19 protein-coding genes and 12 tRNA genes are annotated in these 18372 nt (G+C 51.0%); 3 read left to right on the top strand and 28 right to left on the bottom strand.

The window, feature by feature from the left end; translation table 11 throughout:
• Positions 1-98 precede the first annotated feature (98 nt).
• The 4 genes from I8U21_RS13850 to I8U21_RS13835 all read right to left on the bottom strand — a co-directional run bounded on the left by I8U21_RS13850 (position 99) and on the right by I8U21_RS13835 (position 2556).
• Positions 99-332 carry a hypothetical protein gene (locus I8U21_RS13850; protein WP_181732732.1) on the bottom strand — a complete coding sequence of 78 codons (234 nt, stop codon included), beginning with the start codon at positions 330-332 and terminating at the stop codon, positions 99-101.
• Positions 333-424: 92 nt separating this feature from the next.
• Entirely contained in the window at positions 425-1171 is a 747-nt protein-coding gene (gene tatC, locus I8U21_RS13845; protein WP_198054119.1) for a twin-arginine translocase subunit TatC, read from the bottom strand.
• A 33-nt stretch (positions 1172-1204) separates the two neighbouring features.
• Positions 1205-1882 (bottom strand): redox-sensing transcriptional repressor Rex, encoded by a 678-nt coding sequence (locus I8U21_RS13840; protein WP_181732734.1) that lies wholly within the window; start codon positions 1880-1882, stop codon positions 1205-1207.
• Between the two features lie 89 nt (positions 1883-1971).
• Positions 1972-2556: a 5-formyltetrahydrofolate cyclo-ligase gene (locus tag I8U21_RS13835; protein WP_181732735.1), complete on the bottom strand. Its 585-nt coding sequence runs from the start codon at positions 2554-2556 to the stop codon at positions 1972-1974.
• A gap of 155 nt (positions 2557-2711) precedes the next feature.
• On the opposite strand from I8U21_RS13835, the gene I8U21_RS13830 reads away from it, so the two are divergent.
• Positions 2712-4640 carry an ABC-F family ATP-binding cassette domain-containing protein gene (locus I8U21_RS13830; protein ID WP_198054118.1) on the top strand — a complete coding sequence of 643 codons (1929 nt, stop codon included), beginning with the start codon at positions 2712-2714 and terminating at the stop codon, positions 4638-4640.
• A gap of 44 nt (positions 4641-4684) precedes the next feature.
• On the opposite strand, the gene I8U21_RS13825 is transcribed toward I8U21_RS13830, so the two are convergent.
• From I8U21_RS13825 to I8U21_RS13720, 22 genes are all read right to left on the bottom strand, one after another.
• Positions 4685-5638, bottom strand: coding sequence for a 5-oxoprolinase subunit C family protein (locus I8U21_RS13825; RefSeq protein ID WP_198054117.1), 954 nt, complete (start codon positions 5636-5638; stop codon positions 4685-4687).
• Positions 5635-6435, bottom strand: a complete 801-nt coding sequence (locus I8U21_RS13820; protein WP_181732777.1) for a LamB/YcsF family protein — start codon at positions 6433-6435, stop codon at positions 5635-5637. The genes I8U21_RS13825 and I8U21_RS13820 overlap by 4 nt, the downstream gene beginning before the upstream one ends.
• Entirely contained in the window at positions 6380-7144 is a 765-nt protein-coding gene (pxpB, locus tag I8U21_RS13815; protein ID WP_198054116.1) for a 5-oxoprolinase subunit PxpB, read from the bottom strand. Before pxpB ends, I8U21_RS13820 begins: the two co-directional genes overlap by 56 nt.
• A 151-nt stretch (positions 7145-7295) precedes the next feature.
• A complete protein-coding gene (tsaD, locus tag I8U21_RS13810; protein ID WP_181732739.1) occupies positions 7296-8321 on the bottom strand; it encodes a tRNA (adenosine(37)-N6)-threonylcarbamoyltransferase complex transferase subunit TsaD in 1026 nt (341 codons plus the stop codon).
• Positions 8284-8781: a ribosomal protein S18-alanine N-acetyltransferase gene (rimI, locus tag I8U21_RS13805; protein ID WP_181732740.1), complete on the bottom strand. Its 498-nt coding sequence runs from the start codon at positions 8779-8781 to the stop codon at positions 8284-8286. Before rimI ends, tsaD begins: the two co-directional genes overlap by 38 nt.
• Entirely contained in the window at positions 8774-9499 is a 726-nt protein-coding gene (gene tsaB / locus I8U21_RS13800) for a tRNA (adenosine(37)-N6)-threonylcarbamoyltransferase complex dimerization subunit type 1 TsaB (RefSeq protein WP_181732741.1), read from the bottom strand. Before tsaB ends, rimI begins: the two co-directional genes overlap by 8 nt.
• Complete coding sequence (gene tsaE, locus I8U21_RS13795) at positions 9496-9954, bottom strand: tRNA (adenosine(37)-N6)-threonylcarbamoyltransferase complex ATPase subunit type 1 TsaE (RefSeq protein ID WP_198054115.1); 459 nt, start codon at positions 9952-9954, stop codon at positions 9496-9498. The genes tsaB and tsaE overlap by 4 nt, the downstream gene beginning before the upstream one ends.
• Positions 9955-9959: 5 nt before the next feature.
• Complete coding sequence (gene thiL / locus I8U21_RS13790; RefSeq protein ID WP_198054114.1) at positions 9960-10958, bottom strand: thiamine-phosphate kinase; 999 nt, start codon at positions 10956-10958, stop codon at positions 9960-9962.
• A gap of 75 nt (positions 10959-11033) precedes the next feature.
• Positions 11034-11107, bottom strand: a tRNA-Gly gene (locus I8U21_RS13785).
• Positions 11108-11118: 11 nt separating this feature from the next.
• Positions 11119-11195, bottom strand: a tRNA-Pro gene (locus tag I8U21_RS13780).
• Between the two features lie 18 nt (positions 11196-11213).
• Positions 11214-11300: transfer RNA gene (locus tag I8U21_RS13775), tRNA-Leu, on the bottom strand.
• Between the two features lie 12 nt (positions 11301-11312).
• Positions 11313-11397, bottom strand: a tRNA-Leu gene (locus I8U21_RS13770).
• A 155-nt stretch (positions 11398-11552) separates the two neighbouring features.
• Positions 11553-11628: transfer RNA gene (locus I8U21_RS13765), tRNA-Lys, on the bottom strand.
• A 10-nt stretch (positions 11629-11638) separates the two neighbouring features.
• Positions 11639-11713 (bottom strand) — tRNA-Gln (locus tag I8U21_RS13760).
• A gap of 4 nt (positions 11714-11717) precedes the next feature.
• Positions 11718-11793: transfer RNA gene (locus I8U21_RS13755), tRNA-His, on the bottom strand.
• Positions 11794-11805: 12 nt separating this feature from the next.
• Positions 11806-11882: transfer RNA gene (locus I8U21_RS13750), tRNA-Asp, on the bottom strand.
• A 17-nt stretch (positions 11883-11899) separates the two neighbouring features.
• Positions 11900-11975 (bottom strand) — tRNA-Val (locus I8U21_RS13745).
• A 4-nt stretch (positions 11976-11979) separates the two neighbouring features.
• A tRNA-Glu gene (locus tag I8U21_RS13740) sits at positions 11980-12056 on the bottom strand.
• A 6-nt stretch (positions 12057-12062) separates the two neighbouring features.
• Positions 12063-12156 (bottom strand) — tRNA-Ser (locus I8U21_RS13735).
• 3 nt (positions 12157-12159) lie between these two features.
• Positions 12160-12234, bottom strand: a tRNA-Asn gene (locus I8U21_RS13730).
• 192 nt (positions 12235-12426) lie between these two features.
• Positions 12427-13131: a Bax inhibitor-1/YccA family protein gene (locus I8U21_RS13725; RefSeq protein WP_370527095.1), complete on the bottom strand. Its 705-nt coding sequence runs from the start codon at positions 13129-13131 to the stop codon at positions 12427-12429.
• 116 nt (positions 13132-13247) lie between these two features.
• On the bottom strand, positions 13248-13577 hold the full coding sequence (locus I8U21_RS13720) for a hypothetical protein (protein WP_037998138.1): 330 nt from the start codon (positions 13575-13577) through the stop codon (positions 13248-13250).
• 131 nt (positions 13578-13708) lie between these two features.
• Here I8U21_RS13720 and I8U21_RS13715 point away from each other — a divergent pair, with 131 nt between their 5' ends.
• Entirely contained in the window at positions 13709-14734 is a 1026-nt protein-coding gene (locus I8U21_RS13715; RefSeq protein WP_370527094.1) for a ThiF family adenylyltransferase, read from the top strand.
• A 25-nt stretch (positions 14735-14759) separates the two neighbouring features.
• Here I8U21_RS13715 and I8U21_RS13710 read toward each other — a convergent pair whose 3' ends face one another.
• Entirely contained in the window at positions 14760-15662 is a 903-nt protein-coding gene (locus tag I8U21_RS13710) for an NAD(P)-dependent oxidoreductase (RefSeq protein ID WP_232337677.1), read from the bottom strand.
• A gap of 129 nt (positions 15663-15791) precedes the next feature.
• Between I8U21_RS13710 and cmpA the strand changes: the two genes are divergently transcribed.
• Entirely contained in the window at positions 15792-15926 is a 135-nt protein-coding gene (gene cmpA, locus I8U21_RS13705; protein ID WP_181732746.1) for a cortex morphogenetic protein CmpA, read from the top strand.
• A gap of 30 nt (positions 15927-15956) precedes the next feature.
• Here the strand turns inward: cmpA and I8U21_RS13700 are convergent, their stop codons facing one another.
• Positions 15957-18098, bottom strand: a complete 2142-nt coding sequence (locus tag I8U21_RS13700; protein ID WP_181732747.1) for a Tex family protein — start codon at positions 18096-18098, stop codon at positions 15957-15959.
• Positions 18099-18372: the final 274 nt, after the last annotated feature.

The following is an 18372-nucleotide window of genomic DNA, read 5'->3' as shown; positions in this document are numbered from 1 at the left end:
ATCACGTTCCGGCAAAAAAGAAAGCGATTCCCAACCCGAATCGCTTTCCAAATCCCGGTCTTATGTTTTGTTTGCGAAATGCTCCATAAACAACCATCTCATATTGACTGGTTTAAATCAAGACGGATCTTAAAATCATCTTCCGGGCCTCCTGCTGACGAGTGGCCGGAAGAACCGCCGTCCTGGCGGGTTCCGCCTTTAAACAAAGGGAGCAACCGTTCTGCAAAAAATTTGGCGACACGCTGCCTGACCGATGGTATGGCCAATAACGTTATCAAGACAAAAGCGAAAAAAAACACCTTTGGAAAATGGTCTTTCGAACATGGACTCATGCTACTCCTCCTTCCATCAAGAATTGTTCCCCAATCCATATGAACCTATGTAACGCAAAAACTCCCGGCAGAAACCGGGAGTTTTTCGCCAATCATTCATTTTCTTCTTCCCACTCGGCATCTTCGCGCTCCATGCGCCGTGACAAAAACGAGGAAATGGAAATACTTACTTCATATAACAAGATCAGCGGAATGGAGACCAGGATGTTGGCAATTGGCTCCGGCGGCGTGATTAAAGCCGCGACAATCACCAGTCCCAAGTATGCATAACGCCGCACTTTTCGCAACAAATCCGGCGTCACCAGGCGGATGCGCGTCAAAAACAACGTGATCACCGGCAATTCAAAAAACAGCGCGAGCGGCAGGATCACCCCGAACAAAAAACTGAATGCATATTGTACGCTGAAGTTTTCCTGCAACCCCATCTGTCCGCCAAGCATCACCAAAAAATCAAGGATGTAAGGAAAGATGACAAAATACCCGAAAGCAACGCCCGTTAAAAACAATCCCAATGAGACCGGAATATAAATCAACGCGGCCCTTTGTTCATTCGGGTGAAGACCCGGACGGACAAACTGCCAAAGGTGATACATCCAGACGGGCGAACTGATCACCAAAGCCATAATGACCGATATTTGCATATAGATACGAATCGGATCAATCGGATTCAAAATGACGATTTTGTAATCGGAAAACAAGTCCTGCTTAATGAACAAAAACACATCCTGCGAATAAAAAAAGCTTCCGATTAAGGCGACGAAAAAAAAGACCAAGCTCCATATAATACGGCGTCGAAGCTCCCCTAAATGCTCTGTGATCGGCTGTTGTTCATCGCTCATGCTCCAATGCTCCCTTACAATCATCTGTGGCAATCATTTTTCCGTCGTCAAAGACTCTTCTTCGCTGTCCCCCGGGTTCCCTTCCGGAAAGTTTTTAAGGAAGTAAATCAATGTCTGCAGTTCGATCGTCAAATCGATATTGTGAATCCGCACATAAGGCGGTGCCGTCAGACGGGCCGGCGTGAAGTTTAAAATTCCCCGGATCCCGTTTTTGACCAAAAAATCTGCCGTGGATTGAGCTGCATTCAGCGGAACCGTCAAAATCGCCACTTCGACATTGTGCAGCTGGGTCACTTCCGACAGGCGATCCATGGAATAGACCGGAATGCCATCCACATCTTTTCCCACTTTGTTCGGGTCCTGGTCAAAACCGGCAACGATCTTTGTATTGTGGCTGCGGTAAAAATTATATCTCAATAATGCCGTTCCAAGATTTCCCACACCGACCAAAACCACATTGGTGACCTCGTCCTGTTTCAAGAAATCCCGTAAAAATTGAAGCAGATAAGTAACATTATAACCGTAACCTTTTTTCCCGAGCTCACCGAGGTAAGAAAAATCGCGGCGAATCGTCGCCGGATCTATATGCAATGCATCGCTCAAATCCGCTGAAGAAACGCGTTGTTTCCCAATCGCATGCAATTTTTCCAAATAACGATAATATAAAGGCAACCGCTTTGCCGTCACCTGCGGTATTTTATTTTCAGGCATCGTGCCAACATACACCTCCATCAATGTGAATCAACGCACAAAAGTTTGGCAAAAAACATCATACCATAAAACTTGTAAATTCGGGTGGTTCACTTAATTTTTAACCGGGTCAATTCCAACATCTGCTGCGGGGAAACCACCCAGTCCATCCGGCAATCATGGGGCTCGGGCTTCACATCCTTTACAATTTGCTCATCATAAGCGACGCCCATACGGACCGCTCCGGGGTGGCGGGATAAAAACCGGTCATAATACCCGCCGCCATATCCGAGACGAAAGCCTGACACATCGAAGCCGACGCCCGGTACGATCACCAATTCCACTTCCTGAACGTCAACCTCCTGACAAAAGGAAGCATCCGGTTCCAAAATGCCGTAGGCTCCTTCGGTCAAATCCTTCAACCCCCGAATCCGGAAGCAACGGATGGACTTTTTTTCTTTTTCGGTCTTTGGCAAAATCACCCGTTTGCCGGATGAAAGCGCTTCTTTCAATGCAGGCAAAACATCCGCTTCACCACGAACCGGCATATAAAACATCACCGTTTTTGCCTGCTTGTAAGCCGGATGGCCCGTCACCTTCCGGCAGATAATATCAGAACATTCTTTCTTATATGCGGAAGAAAGACGGCTGCGGACTTCAAGCAAATGCCGGCGCAGTTCCTTTTTATTTTTCATGTTATTCATTCCTTCAAGGCCATGAAAAAACAGTGATTGATTCTTACATTATAACCTTTCTTTTTTCAATAATCCACCGGCGATAAGAGACGGCCTGGATTGATTTGCCCTCCGGCAAGGACTCGATTACACTGGACATGAGCGAGGTGGAACGAATGCTGTTACAAGCGAAAAACATAGAAAAAACATTTGGGGGAAACATCATTTTTCAAAATGTGGACCTGAAAATCAATGAAGGGGAACATATCGGACTCATCGGCCCGAACGGCGCCGGCAAATCCACGCTTTTAAAAATTTTGATCCGGGAACTGCTGCCCGACGAAGGCGAAATTCATCTTTCCAAAAAAGCCGGAGTCGGCTATTTGGCGCAAAACAGCGGGCTTCAGTCCGAAAAAACGGTCTGGGATGAACTTTTGCTCCCGTTTCAAGAACTGATCGGGATGGAAAAACAGCTCCGCCAGTTGGAAACGGAAATGGGCAAAGAAGAAGTATACACCCGGCCGGACATCTATGAAAAGACATTGGAAAAATATTCCTCTTTACAATCCGCATTCGAAGAAAAAGGCGGATATGCTTATGAAGCCAAGATCCGGAGAGCTTTAACCGGATTGGGATTGGGCGGCATCGACTGGAAAGCGACACCGGTCCAATCCTTGAGCGGAGGGCAAAAAACCCGGGTCGCCCTGGCCAAATTGCTTTTGGAAGAACCGGATTTACTCATCTTGGACGAGCCGACCAACTATCTGGACATGGACGCGACAGCCTGGTTGGAGCAAATGCTCGCCAATTACCCGGGGGCTTTGCTTCTGGTTTCCCACGACCGGTATTTTCTGGACCGTCTGGTCACCATCATCTATGAACTGGAAAACCATCAGGTCACCCGGTATGTGGGCAATTATTCTTCCTATGTGAAACAGAAAGAAGCGAGATGGGAGCAACAACAAAAGCGGTACGAAAAGCAACAAGCCGAAATCAAAAGGATGGAAGAATTCATCGAGCGAAACATCGCCCGGGCTTCCACCACCAAGCGGGCACAAAGCCGCCGCAAAGCGCTGGAAAAAATGGAACGCATCGAACCGCCGTCCCCGCGCCCGCGCAAAGCGGCCATCCGGTTTGAACCGGCTGTCCGAAGCGGGAAAGAGATTCTGGAAGTCAAAAATTTAACCATCGGATACGAAAAGCCGCTCATCCAAAACCTCGACTTCCGCATCGAACGGGGGGAACACATTGCGCTGATCGGTCCGAACGGACTGGGGAAATCAACGTTGTTAAAAACCATCGCCGGCAAGCTTCCTCCGCTCGGCGGGACGTGGAAGTGGGGAACACAAGTGGAAATGGATTACTACGATCAGGAACAACAAGAGTTGAATCCGGATCTTTCAGTGATTGACGAACTGTGGAATGATCACCCCCGCCTGGATCAGACCACCATCCGCTCCGCACTCGGGCAGTTTCTGTTTTACGGGGACCATGTCTTTAAAAAGGTAAGCAGTTTGAGCGGCGGGGAAAAAGCGCGTCTTTCTTTATGTAAACGCATGTTAAACCGGGCGAATTTTTTGCTGATGGATGAGCCGACCAACCATTTGGATATGCCCAGCAAAGAACGGTTGGAGCAAGCCTTGGAAGAATTTCCGGGAACCTTGCTGTTCATTTCGCACGACCGGTATTTCATCCGTCGCCTGGCCACCCGCATCTGGGAATTGACCCCCGACGGCATACGGGATTACCGGGGAAATTATGAATGGTACCTCGAGAAAAAGTCATTGGAGCAGTTTGAAGACAAAACCGTCCCTTCCGCGCAGGGCCCTTCATCCCCTCCTTCGCGGACCGAAGCGGATGCCTACCGGAAACGGGAAAAAGAAAAGCAACGCAAACAAAAACAACGCCGTCAGAAGTTGGAACGGCTGGAGCAAGAAATTGAACAACTGGAATCAAAAATTGAAGAGATTCACGCCAAGTTGTGCGACCCGGAAGTTTACAACGACCCGGCCTCCAGTGCGCCTTTGCAACAGGAATTGGCAAAACTGGAAGAGCAATTGGAAAAAACCACCAACGAATGGGCGGACTTGGCGGATGAATCATAGTCAAGCAACGCGGTTACGGCTGCCATCTGACAAAGAAGGCAGCCTTATTTTTGGTTATGGGCGCTTAATTGTTTTAAAAAGCGGGCTTGTTCCATCAACGCTTCCCGCGCTTCTTCAAGCGACACCCGACAAAACCGGATCCGGTCGCCCGGCATCAACTGGGCGATCTTCGGAAAATCCGCACGGATCACCGTTGCAATTTGTGTGTACCCGCCGGTCGTCTGGCGGTCGGCCAACAGAATAAAGGGCTGTCCGTCCGCCGGAACCTGAATGGAACCAAACGTGACCCCGGCGGATATAATATCCGCTCCGTTTTTGTGTTCCACCGGCCCACCCAAACATTGCAGGCCCATGCGGTTCATCCGGTGTGAACATTGGAATGTGGCGGAAGTAAACCGTTCTTTACCTTTTTGGGTGAAGGCATCATCATGCGGGCCAAAAATCACCCGGATTTTTTCCGGTTCTTTCTTTTTTTTCTTTCGGAACCACACCGGCGGAAGCCTCCGCCCCTTTAAAACCGAAGGATCCATCCACTTTTTTCCCACTTTCAGCTTGTCCCCTTGTTTGAGAGCCCGTCCGCCGTTTCCGCCGATCCCGGCGATGAGATCCGTGGACGCGCTCTTTAACACCTTGGGCACATCAATGCCTCCGGACACGGTGAGATAACAGCGGGCGCCATCCGGCTTTCCTTTCAGGGAGAGCAGACTTCCTTCCTTCCACAAAAAGACGGTTCCAAGCGGAATGTCCTTCCCGTCCAGCTTGGCCGAAAAATCCGCCCCGGTCAGGGCGGCCGCCAATGTTTCATGCGCACGGAAAACCGCCCCGATCAGGTTCATCTCAATGCCGGGGGCATCGGGAGGATTTCCGACCAACAGATTCCCGGTGTTTAACGAAAAACGGTCCACGGCCCCGCCGACCGTCACTCCCCACGCCTGGTAACCCGTTCTTCCCCCGTCTTGTACTGTGGACAAGAGTCCCGGATCCACCACTTCAATCATCCGAACCGGTCCCCCGCCGGACGAAGCACAATCCCCTCGTCCTCCAATTGTTTGCGTAAACGGGATACGAAAGAAACCGCTCCCGGATGGTCGCCATGCACACAAATCGTATCCGCCCTTAAAGGGACTACGGTTCCTTCGACAGTTGTCACCATCCTGTCTTTCACCATGGAGATCACTTGCCGGGCAGCTGCATGGATGTCATGGATCACGGCCTTCGGATGGCGCCGGGGGGTTAACGATCCGTCCGGCTGGTAAGTGCGGTCGGCAAATGCTTCTTCGGCCACCGTCAATCCGGCCTGTCGTCCGGCTTTGACCAGTTCGCTTCCGGACAGTGCAAACAAGATCAACTGCTTGTCCAAATCGCGGACGGCTTCGGCAATCGCCCGGGCCAATTCAGGTTGGACGGCGGCAAGATTGTACAACGCCCCGTGAGGTTTCACATGTTTCACCCGAACCCCTTCCACATCGGCAAATGCTTTTAATGCCCCCACCTGATAAATCACCATGTGGTACACCTCGTCTGCGGACATCTTCAGCTCACGCCGCCCGAATCCCATCAAATCGGGAAATCCCGGATGCGCCCCCAGGGACACTCCATATTGTTTGGCCAGTTTGACGCTGTGATACATGGTTTCCGGATCTCCTGCGTGGTAACCGCAGGCCACATTGCAGGAAGTAATCCACTTCATGATTTCCTCATCGTTTCCCAGCCGGTAATGCCCGAAACTTTCCCCCAAATCACAATTTAAGTCCACGGATGCTTGACCATTCACTTCCCTTCCCTCCTTTGACATAACGAATTGCAACAGGAAGTTCCCCATGATTGCATTTCTCTTTGATGGCGTAAAACGCCGGCTCGTCAACGGGGACAAATTGCACCAGGTCCCCGGCGCGCAATAATGATGGAGGAGATTGCTCCGGGAGAAACAAAGGCAGCGGTGTCCTGCCGATAATTCTCCAACCGCCCGGCACCTCCAGCGGATAAACGCCGGTTTGTTCGCCGGCAATCCCGACGGAACCGGCCGGAATTTTCGGGCGGGGCGATTCCCGCCTCGGCATCGCAATCCGGGAAGACATCCCTCCCAGATAAGCAAATCCCGGAACAAAGCCGATCATATAGACAAGGTAAGTTCCGCCGGCATGAATCCGGATCACCTCTTTGGCATCCATCCGGCGGAAGTGGGCCAGTTCCTCCAAATCGGGGCCGAATTCCCCGCCATAACAAACCGGAATTTCAATCACCCGCACCCGATCCTGCCCATCATCCACGGATTCGGCGGAAAAATCCACCAACTTGGATTGAAGTTCAAAAGAGGATAATAAAAACGGATCAAAATGAATGGTCACCCCTGTATACGAAGGAACCCATTCCACCACCCCGTTGATCTTTTGCTGCTCCAGCCATTTGCAAAAAGCCAGCACCTTCCGGTGAACGGCCGGATCGATTCGATCCCCCAGTTCAACAATCAGGGCTTGTTCCCCCAAGCATCGAAACCGGATCATGTTCCCTCCTCCCTGACCAGTCTTCATCTCACTTCATAATTTATTTTAATTTTAACATAATTTTATCTAAAATCTGATTATTCTTATCCTTATCTTTAAAAATAAAAAACCAATGTCGTCAGACATTGGTCAGTCTTCTTTTTGTCTCTATTTAATTTTCCCTGATCAGCGGGAGGTTGGCGTCTGCGTTTAAGGTTAACCCGGCCGTTTTCCCGTCCAACAGCTGATAGGTTCCTGCCGCAGCAATCATGGCCGCATTATCCGTACAAAGTTCCAGCGGAGGCATTTGAAGCCGGATGCCTTCTTGTCCGGCCCGCTCCTGCAAATGTTTCCGCAAGCCTTTGTTGGCCGAAACCCCGCCGGCGAGCAACAAATGTTTCGCGCCGGTTTGATGTACCGCCCGCATCGCCTTTTCAATCAGCACCTCGAGCACCGCTTCCTGGAAGCTGGCCGCCAAATTGGCTTCATTGATTTCTTCTCCCCGTTGCCTGGCGTTGTTCACCAAATTCATGACAGCCGATTTCAGCCCGCTGAAGCTGAAATCCAAGGAATCCGGTTCCAGCCAGGCCCGCGGCAGGTCATATTCAGGCGTTCCCGTTGCCGCCAGCCGGTCGATGTGCGGCCCTCCCGGATAAGGGAGATTCATCAACCGCGCCACTTTGTCAAATGCTTCCCCGGCAGCGTCATCCCTTGTTTTTCCCAAAAGCTGAAATTGATTGTGCTCCTCCATGTAGATCAGTTCCGTATGTCCGCCGGAGACCACCAGCGCCACCAACGGGAAGGACAGCGGTTGCACCAGATGATTGGCATAAATGTGCCCTGCAATATGGTGCACCGGAATAAGCGGTTTTCCGGTGGCAAACGATATCGCTTTGGCCGCAGCCACCCCGATCAACAGCGCCCCGACCAACCCCGGGCCCTGAGTCACGGCAATTCCGTCCACTTCCTCCAAGCTGACCTTGGCATCCTGCAAAGCTTTTTCGATAATCAACGTGATCCGTTCCACATGGCGCCTGGAAGCCACTTCCGGCACCACGCCGCCAAATTTGCGGTGGATGTCCATCTGTGATGAAATCACATTGGATAAAACAGTGGTTCCGTTTTCCACAACGGCGGCGGATGTTTCATCACAACTTGTCTCAATTCCCAGAATGATGGTCCTTCTGTTCTCGTTCATTTAATGTCACCCACATAATTATCGCATCTTCTTTATTGTCGGTATAATAGCCTTTTCGAATTCCCGAACGGACAAATCCCAGTTTCTCATACATTCTTTTGGCCACTTCATTGGATACCCGCACTTCCAAGGTCATCTTTTCCGCCCCCAATTTTCTCGCCAAATCCATCACATAACTTAACGTCGCTTCGCCAATCCCTCGGCCCCGGTAATCCGGGTGAATGGCAATGTTGGTAATGTGCGCCTCGTCCAAAATCAGCCAGAACCCGCAGTAGCCGATCACTTTCTCATCATACGTGGCAACGGTGTAGTAAGCAAACTGGTTAAACATCAACTCATTATAAAACGCCTTGCGCGGCCAGGGGGTGGGAAATGAGCTTTTCTCCACCAGTTCAATCTGCGGCAAATCCATGATTTCCATCGGACGAAAAGCCACCAGATCGAGCGATTTTTTAGCCATTCGCCCCTTCCTTCCGTTGTTTTTTTAACCAATTGGCCTCGGCTTCGGTCATCTGCAAATACTCCGGGGAGAAATCCGGTGGTTCCGGCTGTTCCTGCCGGCTCCATTTTTGATAAGCCAGCCAAGCCAACGATGCCGGTCGGGGAATGTTTTCCTGCGGGGTTCCGAAACATGCCTGTTTGCCGAGTGTGGACCGGATGTCTTCTTCAAAACGAACCACGTCATCCCCCAAAAACAAAATTGGTTCGCCGGACTCTTTCAATTGTTGCAACCAAGCATCCACGGCAATCACTTGTTGGGGCAATTGTTCACGGATTTCATGGTTGCCCATGCGAAAGGCCCCGGTATAAACCCTGCGCCGGCGCGCATCAAACATCGGAACCACCCATCCGTCAAAACGGGCGCCGTTTAATGCCAACACCGCCAAACTGGACGCACTGTAAAGCGGGATTTGTCTTGCCCAGGACATGGCCTTGGCGGTGGTCACCCCGATGCGAATGCCGGTGTAAGACCCCGGTCCCCGTGTCACCGCCAAATGGGTGAGATCATCCACGGCAAGATCCAGGTCGTTTAACAGCCGCTCAATGGTGGGCATCAAGCGGACCGAATGGTTCTTGTGTAAATTGGTCACCGTCTCTCCCAAAATTTTTTGGTTTTCCAGATCCATCACGGCCACACCCATCACCAGCGTGGAGGTATCCATGGCGAGTAATTTCATCGGGCTGCCAACTCCTTCATCAATGAATTCCAACGCGGATCTTTGGAGCAAATCCGGATACGCCTCCGGTCCGTCTTCACCGTCAAAAACATCCACAACGTGGAATCCGGCAGGAGCGGCTCCACACGGGACGCCCATTCCACCAAACAAACCCCGTCCCCGTAAAAATACTCTTCCAATCCCAGCTCTTCTTCCGGAGAATCAATGCGGTACACATCCATGTGATAAAGGGGAAGCGTCCCTTCATATTCTTTGATAATGGTAAAGGTCGGGCTGTCCACCGGCCCCGGGATCCCCAGTGCTTTTGCAATTCCTTGGGCAAATGTCGTTTTGCCGGCTCCCAAATCCCCTTCCAGCGCGATGATATCCCCGGGTGTCAAATGCCGTGCAATGGTTCGGGCCAATGCCTTCGTCTCTTCTTCGCTGAACGTGTCAACCGTGCATTCTTTTTCCACAAATATCACCTGTTTGCAAAATGATTGTAACCGGATTTCTCCACTTTCAACCGCTTTTTATCCACTATTTTTTCAACACCGGGTTTCCCGGATTCCACTTGGCCGATGGCGGCGATTTTCCAATTTCTTCTCTTTGCCTCCCATTCAAAAGCTTCCCAGTGCTGGAACGGAACAGTTCCCAACAATTGAAAATCTTCCCCTCCGCTCCATACCCACTGATACGGATCCTGCCCGGAACTTTCCGCATAAGAAAGCAAAGCCGGAGACAAAGGGATTTTGTCTTCTTCAATCACGATCGTGACGCCGCTGGCTTCGGCAATTTCCCAAGCTTCCCGCGCCAGCCCGTCACTGATGTCATTCAGGGACACGCGGCTGTAAAAAGGAGAATCCGAGAGCCAAGGTCCGATCTGCAGCGGGGGATCCGGGCGACAGTGCGCTTCAATCAACGGTTTTTCCCCGTCAGAAGCTGTCCGGTTCTTCAATAGCAGATCCAATCCTGCCGCAGAATCCCCCAAAGTGCCCGTGACAAACAAAATGTCCCCCGGTTTGGCCGCCGAACGCCGGAGCGCATGTCCTTTCTCCACTTCCCCCGTCAAGGTCAACGTTAGGGTCAAAGGTCCGTCGGTACGGGTGGTGTCCCCGCCGATCAGGGTCACTTTGATTTCTTCTGCATACGCATACAATCCCTCGTAAATTTGGAGCAATTCATCTTCCTGCCATCCATCCGGAACCGATGCGCTGATCAGGGCATAAACCGGCACCCCGCCCATTGCATTGATGTCGCTTGCATTGACGGCAAGCAGTTTGCGCCCGATTTCCTGCAATGAAAGGGTGTCCCTGCGAAAATGGACGGTTTCCACCATCGTATCACAAGTCAAGACCATGGAATTTCCGGAAAGAGGCTGGACAACCGCCGCATCATCCCCGATATCCACTTCGATGTGCCTGTCCGGAGTCGGACGCCGGCTCAACCAAGACCGAATGAGCGCAAATTCGTCTTGCACCTTCAATCTCTCCTTTGACGGTAAAAAAATAAGGATCGCAGCAGTCACCGCGATCCGTTTTTCTCATCTCTATTTTGGAGCGGGTGAAGGGAATCGAACCCTCGCATTCGGCTTGGAAGGCCGATGTTCTACCACTGAACTACACCCGCAAATATAAAAATGGTCGGGGTGACAGGATTTGAACCTGCGACCTCCTCGTCCCGAACGAGGCGCTCTGCCAAGCTGAGCCACACCCCGATATAAGAAGTCTTTGCTTGGTGCGGTCGGCGAGACTCGAACTCGCATGGCCAAAGGGCCACTACCCCCTCAAGATAGCGTGTCTGCCAATTCCACCACGACCGCCCGGTTTACGTTTGGTGCGGGTGGAGGGAGTTGAACCCCCACGCCCGAAGGCGCTAGAACCTAAATCTAGTGCGTCTGCCAATTCCGCCACACCCGCATGACTGCTATTACGCACTGTCAGCTCTCATATCGACGAAAAACAGAATAACATGCTTTCGGGATAAAGTCAATAGAAAATTTATTTTTTATCGCATGTCCATTCATCATGTAAAGCCTCCTCAGCGAAAACCCCACCAAGGAGGCCAACCACTGTGGTGAGCCATGAAGGATTCGAACCTTCGACACCCTGATTAAAAGTCAGGTGCTCTACCAACTGAGCTAATGGCTCAAATTTGAAATGGCTGGGGAAGCAGGATTCGAACCTGCGCATCACGGAGTCAAAGTCCGTTGCCTTACCGCTTGGCTATTCCCCATCAATGGGGCGACCGGTGGGAATCGAACCCACGAATGCCGGAGCCACAATCCGGTGCGTTAACCACTTCGCCACGGCCGCCACGCATAAAATTGGCGGAGCTGACGGGATTCGAACCCGCGATCTCCTGCGTGACAGGCAGGCATGTTAGGCCTCTACACCACAGCTCCGCAACATCATATGGAAATGGTGGACGCTGACGGGATCGAACCGCCGACCCTCTGCTTGTAAGGCAGATGCTCTCCCAGCTGAGCTAAGCGTCCGTTTTGGTGACCCGTAGGGGATTCGAACCCCTGCATGCCAGCGTGAAAGGCTGGTGTGTTAAACCGCTTCACCAACGGGCCACGTTATGGCGGAGAGAGAGGGATTCGAACCCTCGCGGGGCCAGTAAGACCCCCTAACGGTTTAGCAAACCGTCCTCTTCAGCCACTTGAGTATCTCTCCGCATGGCTCCTCAGGCAGGACTCGAACCTGCAACCTACCGGTTAACAGCCGGGCGCTCTACCATTGAGCTACTGAGGATCATCAACAAGAGACGGATTGTATTATACCAAATCCCAAGCCAAATATCAAGGGATTTTTTCGTTTTTCTTTCGTCGTCATCAGTGACAATTAATAAATTACCATGCTCCACATTTCTCGTCAAGAGTTTTTTTAAAAAAATAATTTTTATTTTACAGCCCTCCCGCTTCAGCAAGAGGGCCTTTGTTGCCATCAGTCATCACTGCTTAAGATCGACAAAAGGTTTTTAAAGATGATGATAAAATCAAGATACAACATCAGCGCGCCGAAAATGGCCAATTTGGTTGCCGTTTTTTCATCATATGCCCGTTCGCTCATTCTTTTGATGTTTTGAATGTCATAAGCCGTGACAATGCAAAAGACCAAAACCAAAAGATAAGAAATCACCAGTTCCACAACGGAGCTATGCAGGAAGAACAAATTGACCAGCGATGCCAAAACGAGGCCGATCGCCCCCATGATTGCAATGGAACCGATTTTGGTCAAATTGATTTTGGTCACGTAACCGATGACGGCAAACAAGCCAAACATCCCGGCCGCAATGAGAAATGCCGTCCCGACCAGGGCCAGATCAAACTGCGCCAGAATCAATGTGAAGGTAACCCCGTTTAAAGCGGCATAGAGAAAGAAAGCGAAGGTTGCCATAAACGGAGTCAGCTTGTGAAGCAGCGCAGACAATCCGAACACCACAATCAATTCGGCAATCAAAATTCCCCAGAAAACTCCGGGAGTGGACGCCAAAAAGACCGGCACATCCGGATTGCTGTACAAAGCGATCGCGATAATCGCGGTCATGGACAAACCGGCAAACATCCAGGAAAACACACGTTGCATCAACCGTTGTTGAATTTGTACCGCAGTGGTTTCATTCATACCGGGAAAACGGGTTTGCTCCACGGAAATCCCCCTCATCTTCATCTTTATCAAAAAATTAGTATATTTCCAATCCCCCATAAAATCAAGCCGGCTCCCCCGGCAAAGAAAGCAAGGATCCCGTTCTTTCCCGTCAGGATTTACCGGATCACCCCGATTTCCCGCAATTGCTCCCGGGTCTTTTCGGTTCCCAATTGGTAAATCATTTGGTAGATCCTGTTGATTTCTCTGTCTTCTTCCGCATTTTCCGCCGCTTCATTATCCAAAAACGGAACATGGGCTTTGGCGAAAAACTGCAACTCCGTTTCCTGGGCCTCGGCAAATAACTTTTCCAACTGCTCCACCTCTTGCGGGGTGGCTTCAATCTCATATTGGAAAACGGGGCTGTTTTCATCTTTTTGTGCCTGTATTTCGCCCGTGTGCGTTCCGAACTCAAGCGATACATAGTATTTTCTTTTTTCCTGTTCCACCTGATCACCTCCTCTCTTTTTCACTGTTTCCTTTTCTCTAAACATTGATGCACCCAAACTCTCCATTCTCAGTTTCATCCTTCTGTGAGAAAATAAGGATATGCGAAAACCAAAGGAGGCACAGCAGCAAAGTGGACCAGCAACGATACTCCAGACAAATTCTTTTTGCCCCGATCGGTGAAGAAGGACAAAAAAAATTGTCCCAAGCCCGTGTGGCCGTCGTGGGAATGGGAGCGCTCGGCACCGCCCTTTCCAACCATATGGCCCGGGCCGGCGTCAAATTTTTGCGTCTGATCGACAGGGACTTTGTCGAAGCCAGCAATTTGCAGCGGCAAATGCTTTACGACGAAACGGATGCCCGGCAACACTTGCCGAAAGTGATCGCCGCCAAAAACAAATTGCAAGCCATCCGCTCTGATCTTGAACTGGAGGCACATATCGCCGATCTGACCTGGCGCAATGCGGAAGAACTGTTGTCCGATGTGGACCTGATTTTGGACGGGACAGATAACTTTCAAGTGCGATATCTTATCAATGACTTGAGCATCAAACATCAAATTCCCTGGATCTACGGAGGCGTTGTCGGTTCCCGGGGAATGTCCTTTACAATCCGGCCGGGAAAAACGCCTTGCTTGCGCTGCATCTTTCCGGAATCGCCTGCCCCGGGAACCGCGGAAACTTGTGACACCGCTGGCGTCATCGGGCCGGCCGTGCATGTGATCACCGCATTTCAAGGAGCGGAAGCGATCAAACTGTTGACCGGAAACGAAGAGGCTTGTGAAACACGCCTGCGCCATATCGACTTGTGGTCCAACCATTTTCAAGCCTTGGATATCAGCCACCGGAAAGAAGACTGCCCGGCATGCGGCCGCAAACAATGGGAATTCCTTCACCCGGCCCGCAAAGGCCCTCAAGAAGTATCCATGTGCGGAAGACAGTCGGTGCAAATCACGCTTTCCCAGCCGCTGGATCTGGACGTTTTGGAATCCCGGCTGCAAAAAGTGGGAAAAACCAGCAGAAATCCCTTTTTGTTAAAAGCGGATCTGTCTGAAGACGGGCTCGAATTGGCCATCTTTCCGGACGGGCGCATCTTGGTGCAAGGAACCACGGAAATTAAAATGGCCAAAGCGGTGGTTGCCCGTTATGTGGGCATTTAAAAAAGGAGCGGATGAATACCGCTCCTTATTTCTTATCCACAATCTCGACATTCCCCAGCTTTTCCATCACCCGGATCAATGATTGGGTTCCATCCTCATTTCCCCCATAGGCTTGGACCGAACGGAGAAGCTGTTGAACCACGGCCGTCCCCGGAAGGGGCAATGCCATTTTTTCCGCTTCTTCCAAAACAATCCGCAAATCTTTTTGCTGGAACCGGACGGTGAATCCGGGCGAAAGATCCCCTTTGATCAACCGGGGACCGTAATTGGACAAAGCCCAGGATCCCGCAGCCCCCCGGGTCGTCACCTCCAGCATTTTTTCCAAATCCACCCCGGACTTTTTGGCAAACGCAAACGCTTCAACCATGGCCAGCAAGTTCAATCCGCACAAAATCTGGTTGCAGGCTTTGACGGTTTGCCCGGCACCCACGGGCCCGCAATGGGTGATGGAAGACCCCATCGCTTGAAAAACCGGCATCACCCGCTTTACATCTTCGTTTTCTCCGCCAACCATGATCGATAACGTCCTGTTTTTCGCCCCGGTGTCCCCGCCGCTGACAGGGGCATCCATCATGATGATCCCTTTCTTTTTGGCCCGTTCGGCAAAGTCCCGGGTGGCATCGGGAGAGATGGTGCTCATGTCGATCCAATAAGTTCCCGGCCGGGCTCCGTGAATCAATCCGTTTTCCCCTTCCGCCACTTGCCGCACGTCATCGGTGTCCCCGACCATGGTGATCACCAATTGGCAGGTTTTGGCCAGCTCTTTGGGAGAAGAAGCAGTTTTGGCCCCCCATTTTTCCGCTTCTTTCATTTTGGACTCCGTCCGGTTCCACACCGTGACGTCAAATCCGGCGCGGTAAAGGTTATAAGCCATCGACCGTCCCATGATCCCCAAACCGATGAAACCGATTTTCCACGATTGCTCCATCAATCCTCTTCCTTTCTTCGAACCAATCTTCACACTTCTTATCTTACAAAATCCGTCCGGAAAGCGGAGCACATCGAACGCATTTTTACATATGTATAAATAAAAGTTTTTTTAGGGGGAACGGAAACAATGCCTAAGTGGCTGATCAAGCAACTCATGCAAGCGTTTCTCAACAAAGACCGCCGGCAAATTATTTTTTTAAACCAATGTTGGTTTGAATACCACAAGCAGGGAAAAATCCGACTTGATTCGCCACAAGCCTGATTAAAAAAGCGCCCGCATCCGGGCACTTTTTCAGCTTAAAGGAACCATGCTCAATCCGACTCTTTCCCGTTCGATATCCACTTCGGCCACCCACACGTCCACAATGTCCCCGACCGTGACGACATCCATCGGGTTCCGCACGTACTTTTCACTCATTCTCGAGATATGAACCAAACCGTCATTTTTCAGCCCGATGTCCACAAAAGCGCCAAAGTCCACGACGTTCCGGACCGTTCCTTTCAAATGCATGCCGGGGCTGAGGTCTTCCAGCTTCAACACGTCCGAACGGAGAAGCGGTTTCGGCATTTCATCGCGGGGATCCCGCCCCGGACGCAACAAAGCTTCAATGATATCCTTTAACGTGGGAACCCCGCAGCCCAACTCAGCGGCCGTTTTTTCGACATCCACTTTTTTCAGCATTTCTTTGCATGCATCGGTTCCGATTTGTTCTGGCTTGAATCCCGACAGGTTCAAAAGGCCTTCTGCAATATGGTAAGACTCGGGGTGAATCGGGGTTTGATCCAGTGGGTTGTTCCCGTCATGAATTCGCAAAAACCCGATGCATTGCTCATAAGTTTTGACTCCCAGGCGGGGAACGTCTTTCAACTCGGTGCGATCCATGAAACGGCCTTTTTCTTCCCTTAGTTTCACAATATTTTTGGCAACCGACGCACTGATCCCGGATACATATTGCAAAAGAGACGGGGAAGCGGTGTTGACATCCACCCCCACATAGTTCACGACCGATTCCACCACATTGGCCAAACTGCGGCTCAGCTCTTTTTGCGAAACATCATGTTGGTATTGTCCCACGCCCACTGATTTCGGGTCAATTTTCACCAATTCCGCCAAGGGATCTTGAAAGCGGCGGGCAATGGAAACCGCACTGCGCCTGGCGGCATCCAGGTCCGGGAACTCTTCTTTGGCCAATTTGGAAGCCGAGTAAACACTCGCTCCCGCTTCATTGACAATCACATAATAAACCGGGCGCGGTGCTTCCTGAATCACTTGGGCGACAAAAGCCTCCGTTTCGCGGGATGCCGTTCCGTTTCCAATGGTGATGACCTCAATCGGATATTTGTCAATCAGCTCCAACACCGTGGATTTGGCTTCTTCCACCTTTTCCTGGGGCTTGGTCGGGTAGATCACGCCCACTTCAAGCATTTTTCCCGTTTCATCCACCACTGCCCATTTGCAACCGGTGCGGTAAGCCGGATCGATCCCCAACACCGTTTTTCCGCGGACCGGCGGCTGCAACAATAAATGCCTCAGGTTTTCAGAAAAGATCTGAATGGCGTGCTCTTCCGCCTCCTCCGTCATCCGGGAACGCACTTCCCGCTCGATGGACGGGGCAATCAGCCGCTTGTAGCTGTCTTGAATCACCGATTCCAAAAAAGAATGGACCGGAATGGAAAACCACCGGGCCAACCGCTCATAAATTTTTTCTTCGTCCACGTTGATCTTGATTTTGAGAATTTCTTCGCGCTCTCCCCGGTTTACCGCCAAAATCCGGTGGGGCGGCATCTTATGTACAGGCTCCGAATAATCATAATACATTTCATAAACGGACCGGCTTTCCTGATCTTTGGCGGCGGAAACCAGAATGCCCGTCTTCCAGGTGAATTCGCGCACCCATTTCCGGATCTCCGCATCCTCGGACAATTCCTCCGCCAATATGTCCATCGCCCCTTGCAACGCTTTTTCTTTTGAATCAATCTCCTTTTCCTCATTGATAAATTGAAGCGCGGTTTCTTCAATCGCAGACGGATCGGTCGTCTCCGCCATGATGCGCGCCAGAGGTTCCAGCCCTTTTTCACGGGCAATGGATGCTCTGGTTTTTCGCTTCGGCCGATAGGGAAGATACAAATCCTCCACTTCCTGTAACTTGGTCGCCTGCTCAATTTTTTGCCGCAGTTCATCGGTCAACTTCCCTTGTTCGTCAATGAGGCGGATCACTTCTTCTTTCCGGGAGGCCAGTTGCGTCAAATAATGATATCTTTCTTCAATCTGCCGTAATTGTTCTTCATCCAGTTCCCGGGTCTTCTCTTTGCGGTAACGGGCAATGAAAGGAATGGTGTTTCCTTCTTCCATCAGCCGGACAGCGGCTTGCACCTGTTCCGTCAAAATCCCCATCTCTTTGGCGATCAGGGAAAACATCCGTTGTTGATCCATAACTTCTATCACCTGCTTTCTTCCTCTCAAACAAAACCGAGCATTTACGGCTCAACTTTATTTATTGTAACGAAAATGCAACCGGACCGGTCCGCAGCTTGGAACAAAAGATGGAAGATTCGTTGACAAAACAATAAAACGACTTCTCCAGCCCCTGTAAAAATACCTGCCTCAGGCGGGACAACCCCCTCCGGTTTCCCTTGCCATCCCCGGATAAAATCCTCCTCCCCCCTTCCGGAAAGCCCGATGACGCAAAACGGCTTTATATGGTTGC

It is taken from the genome of Thermoactinomyces sp. CICC 23799, assembly GCF_016055145.1.
Classification (GTDB): domain Bacteria; phylum Bacillota; class Bacilli; order Thermoactinomycetales; family Thermoactinomycetaceae; genus Thermoactinomyces; species Thermoactinomyces intermedius.
Note: the sequence above shows the minus strand (reverse complement) of the source record. Positions and strands in the feature narration are given on the sequence as shown.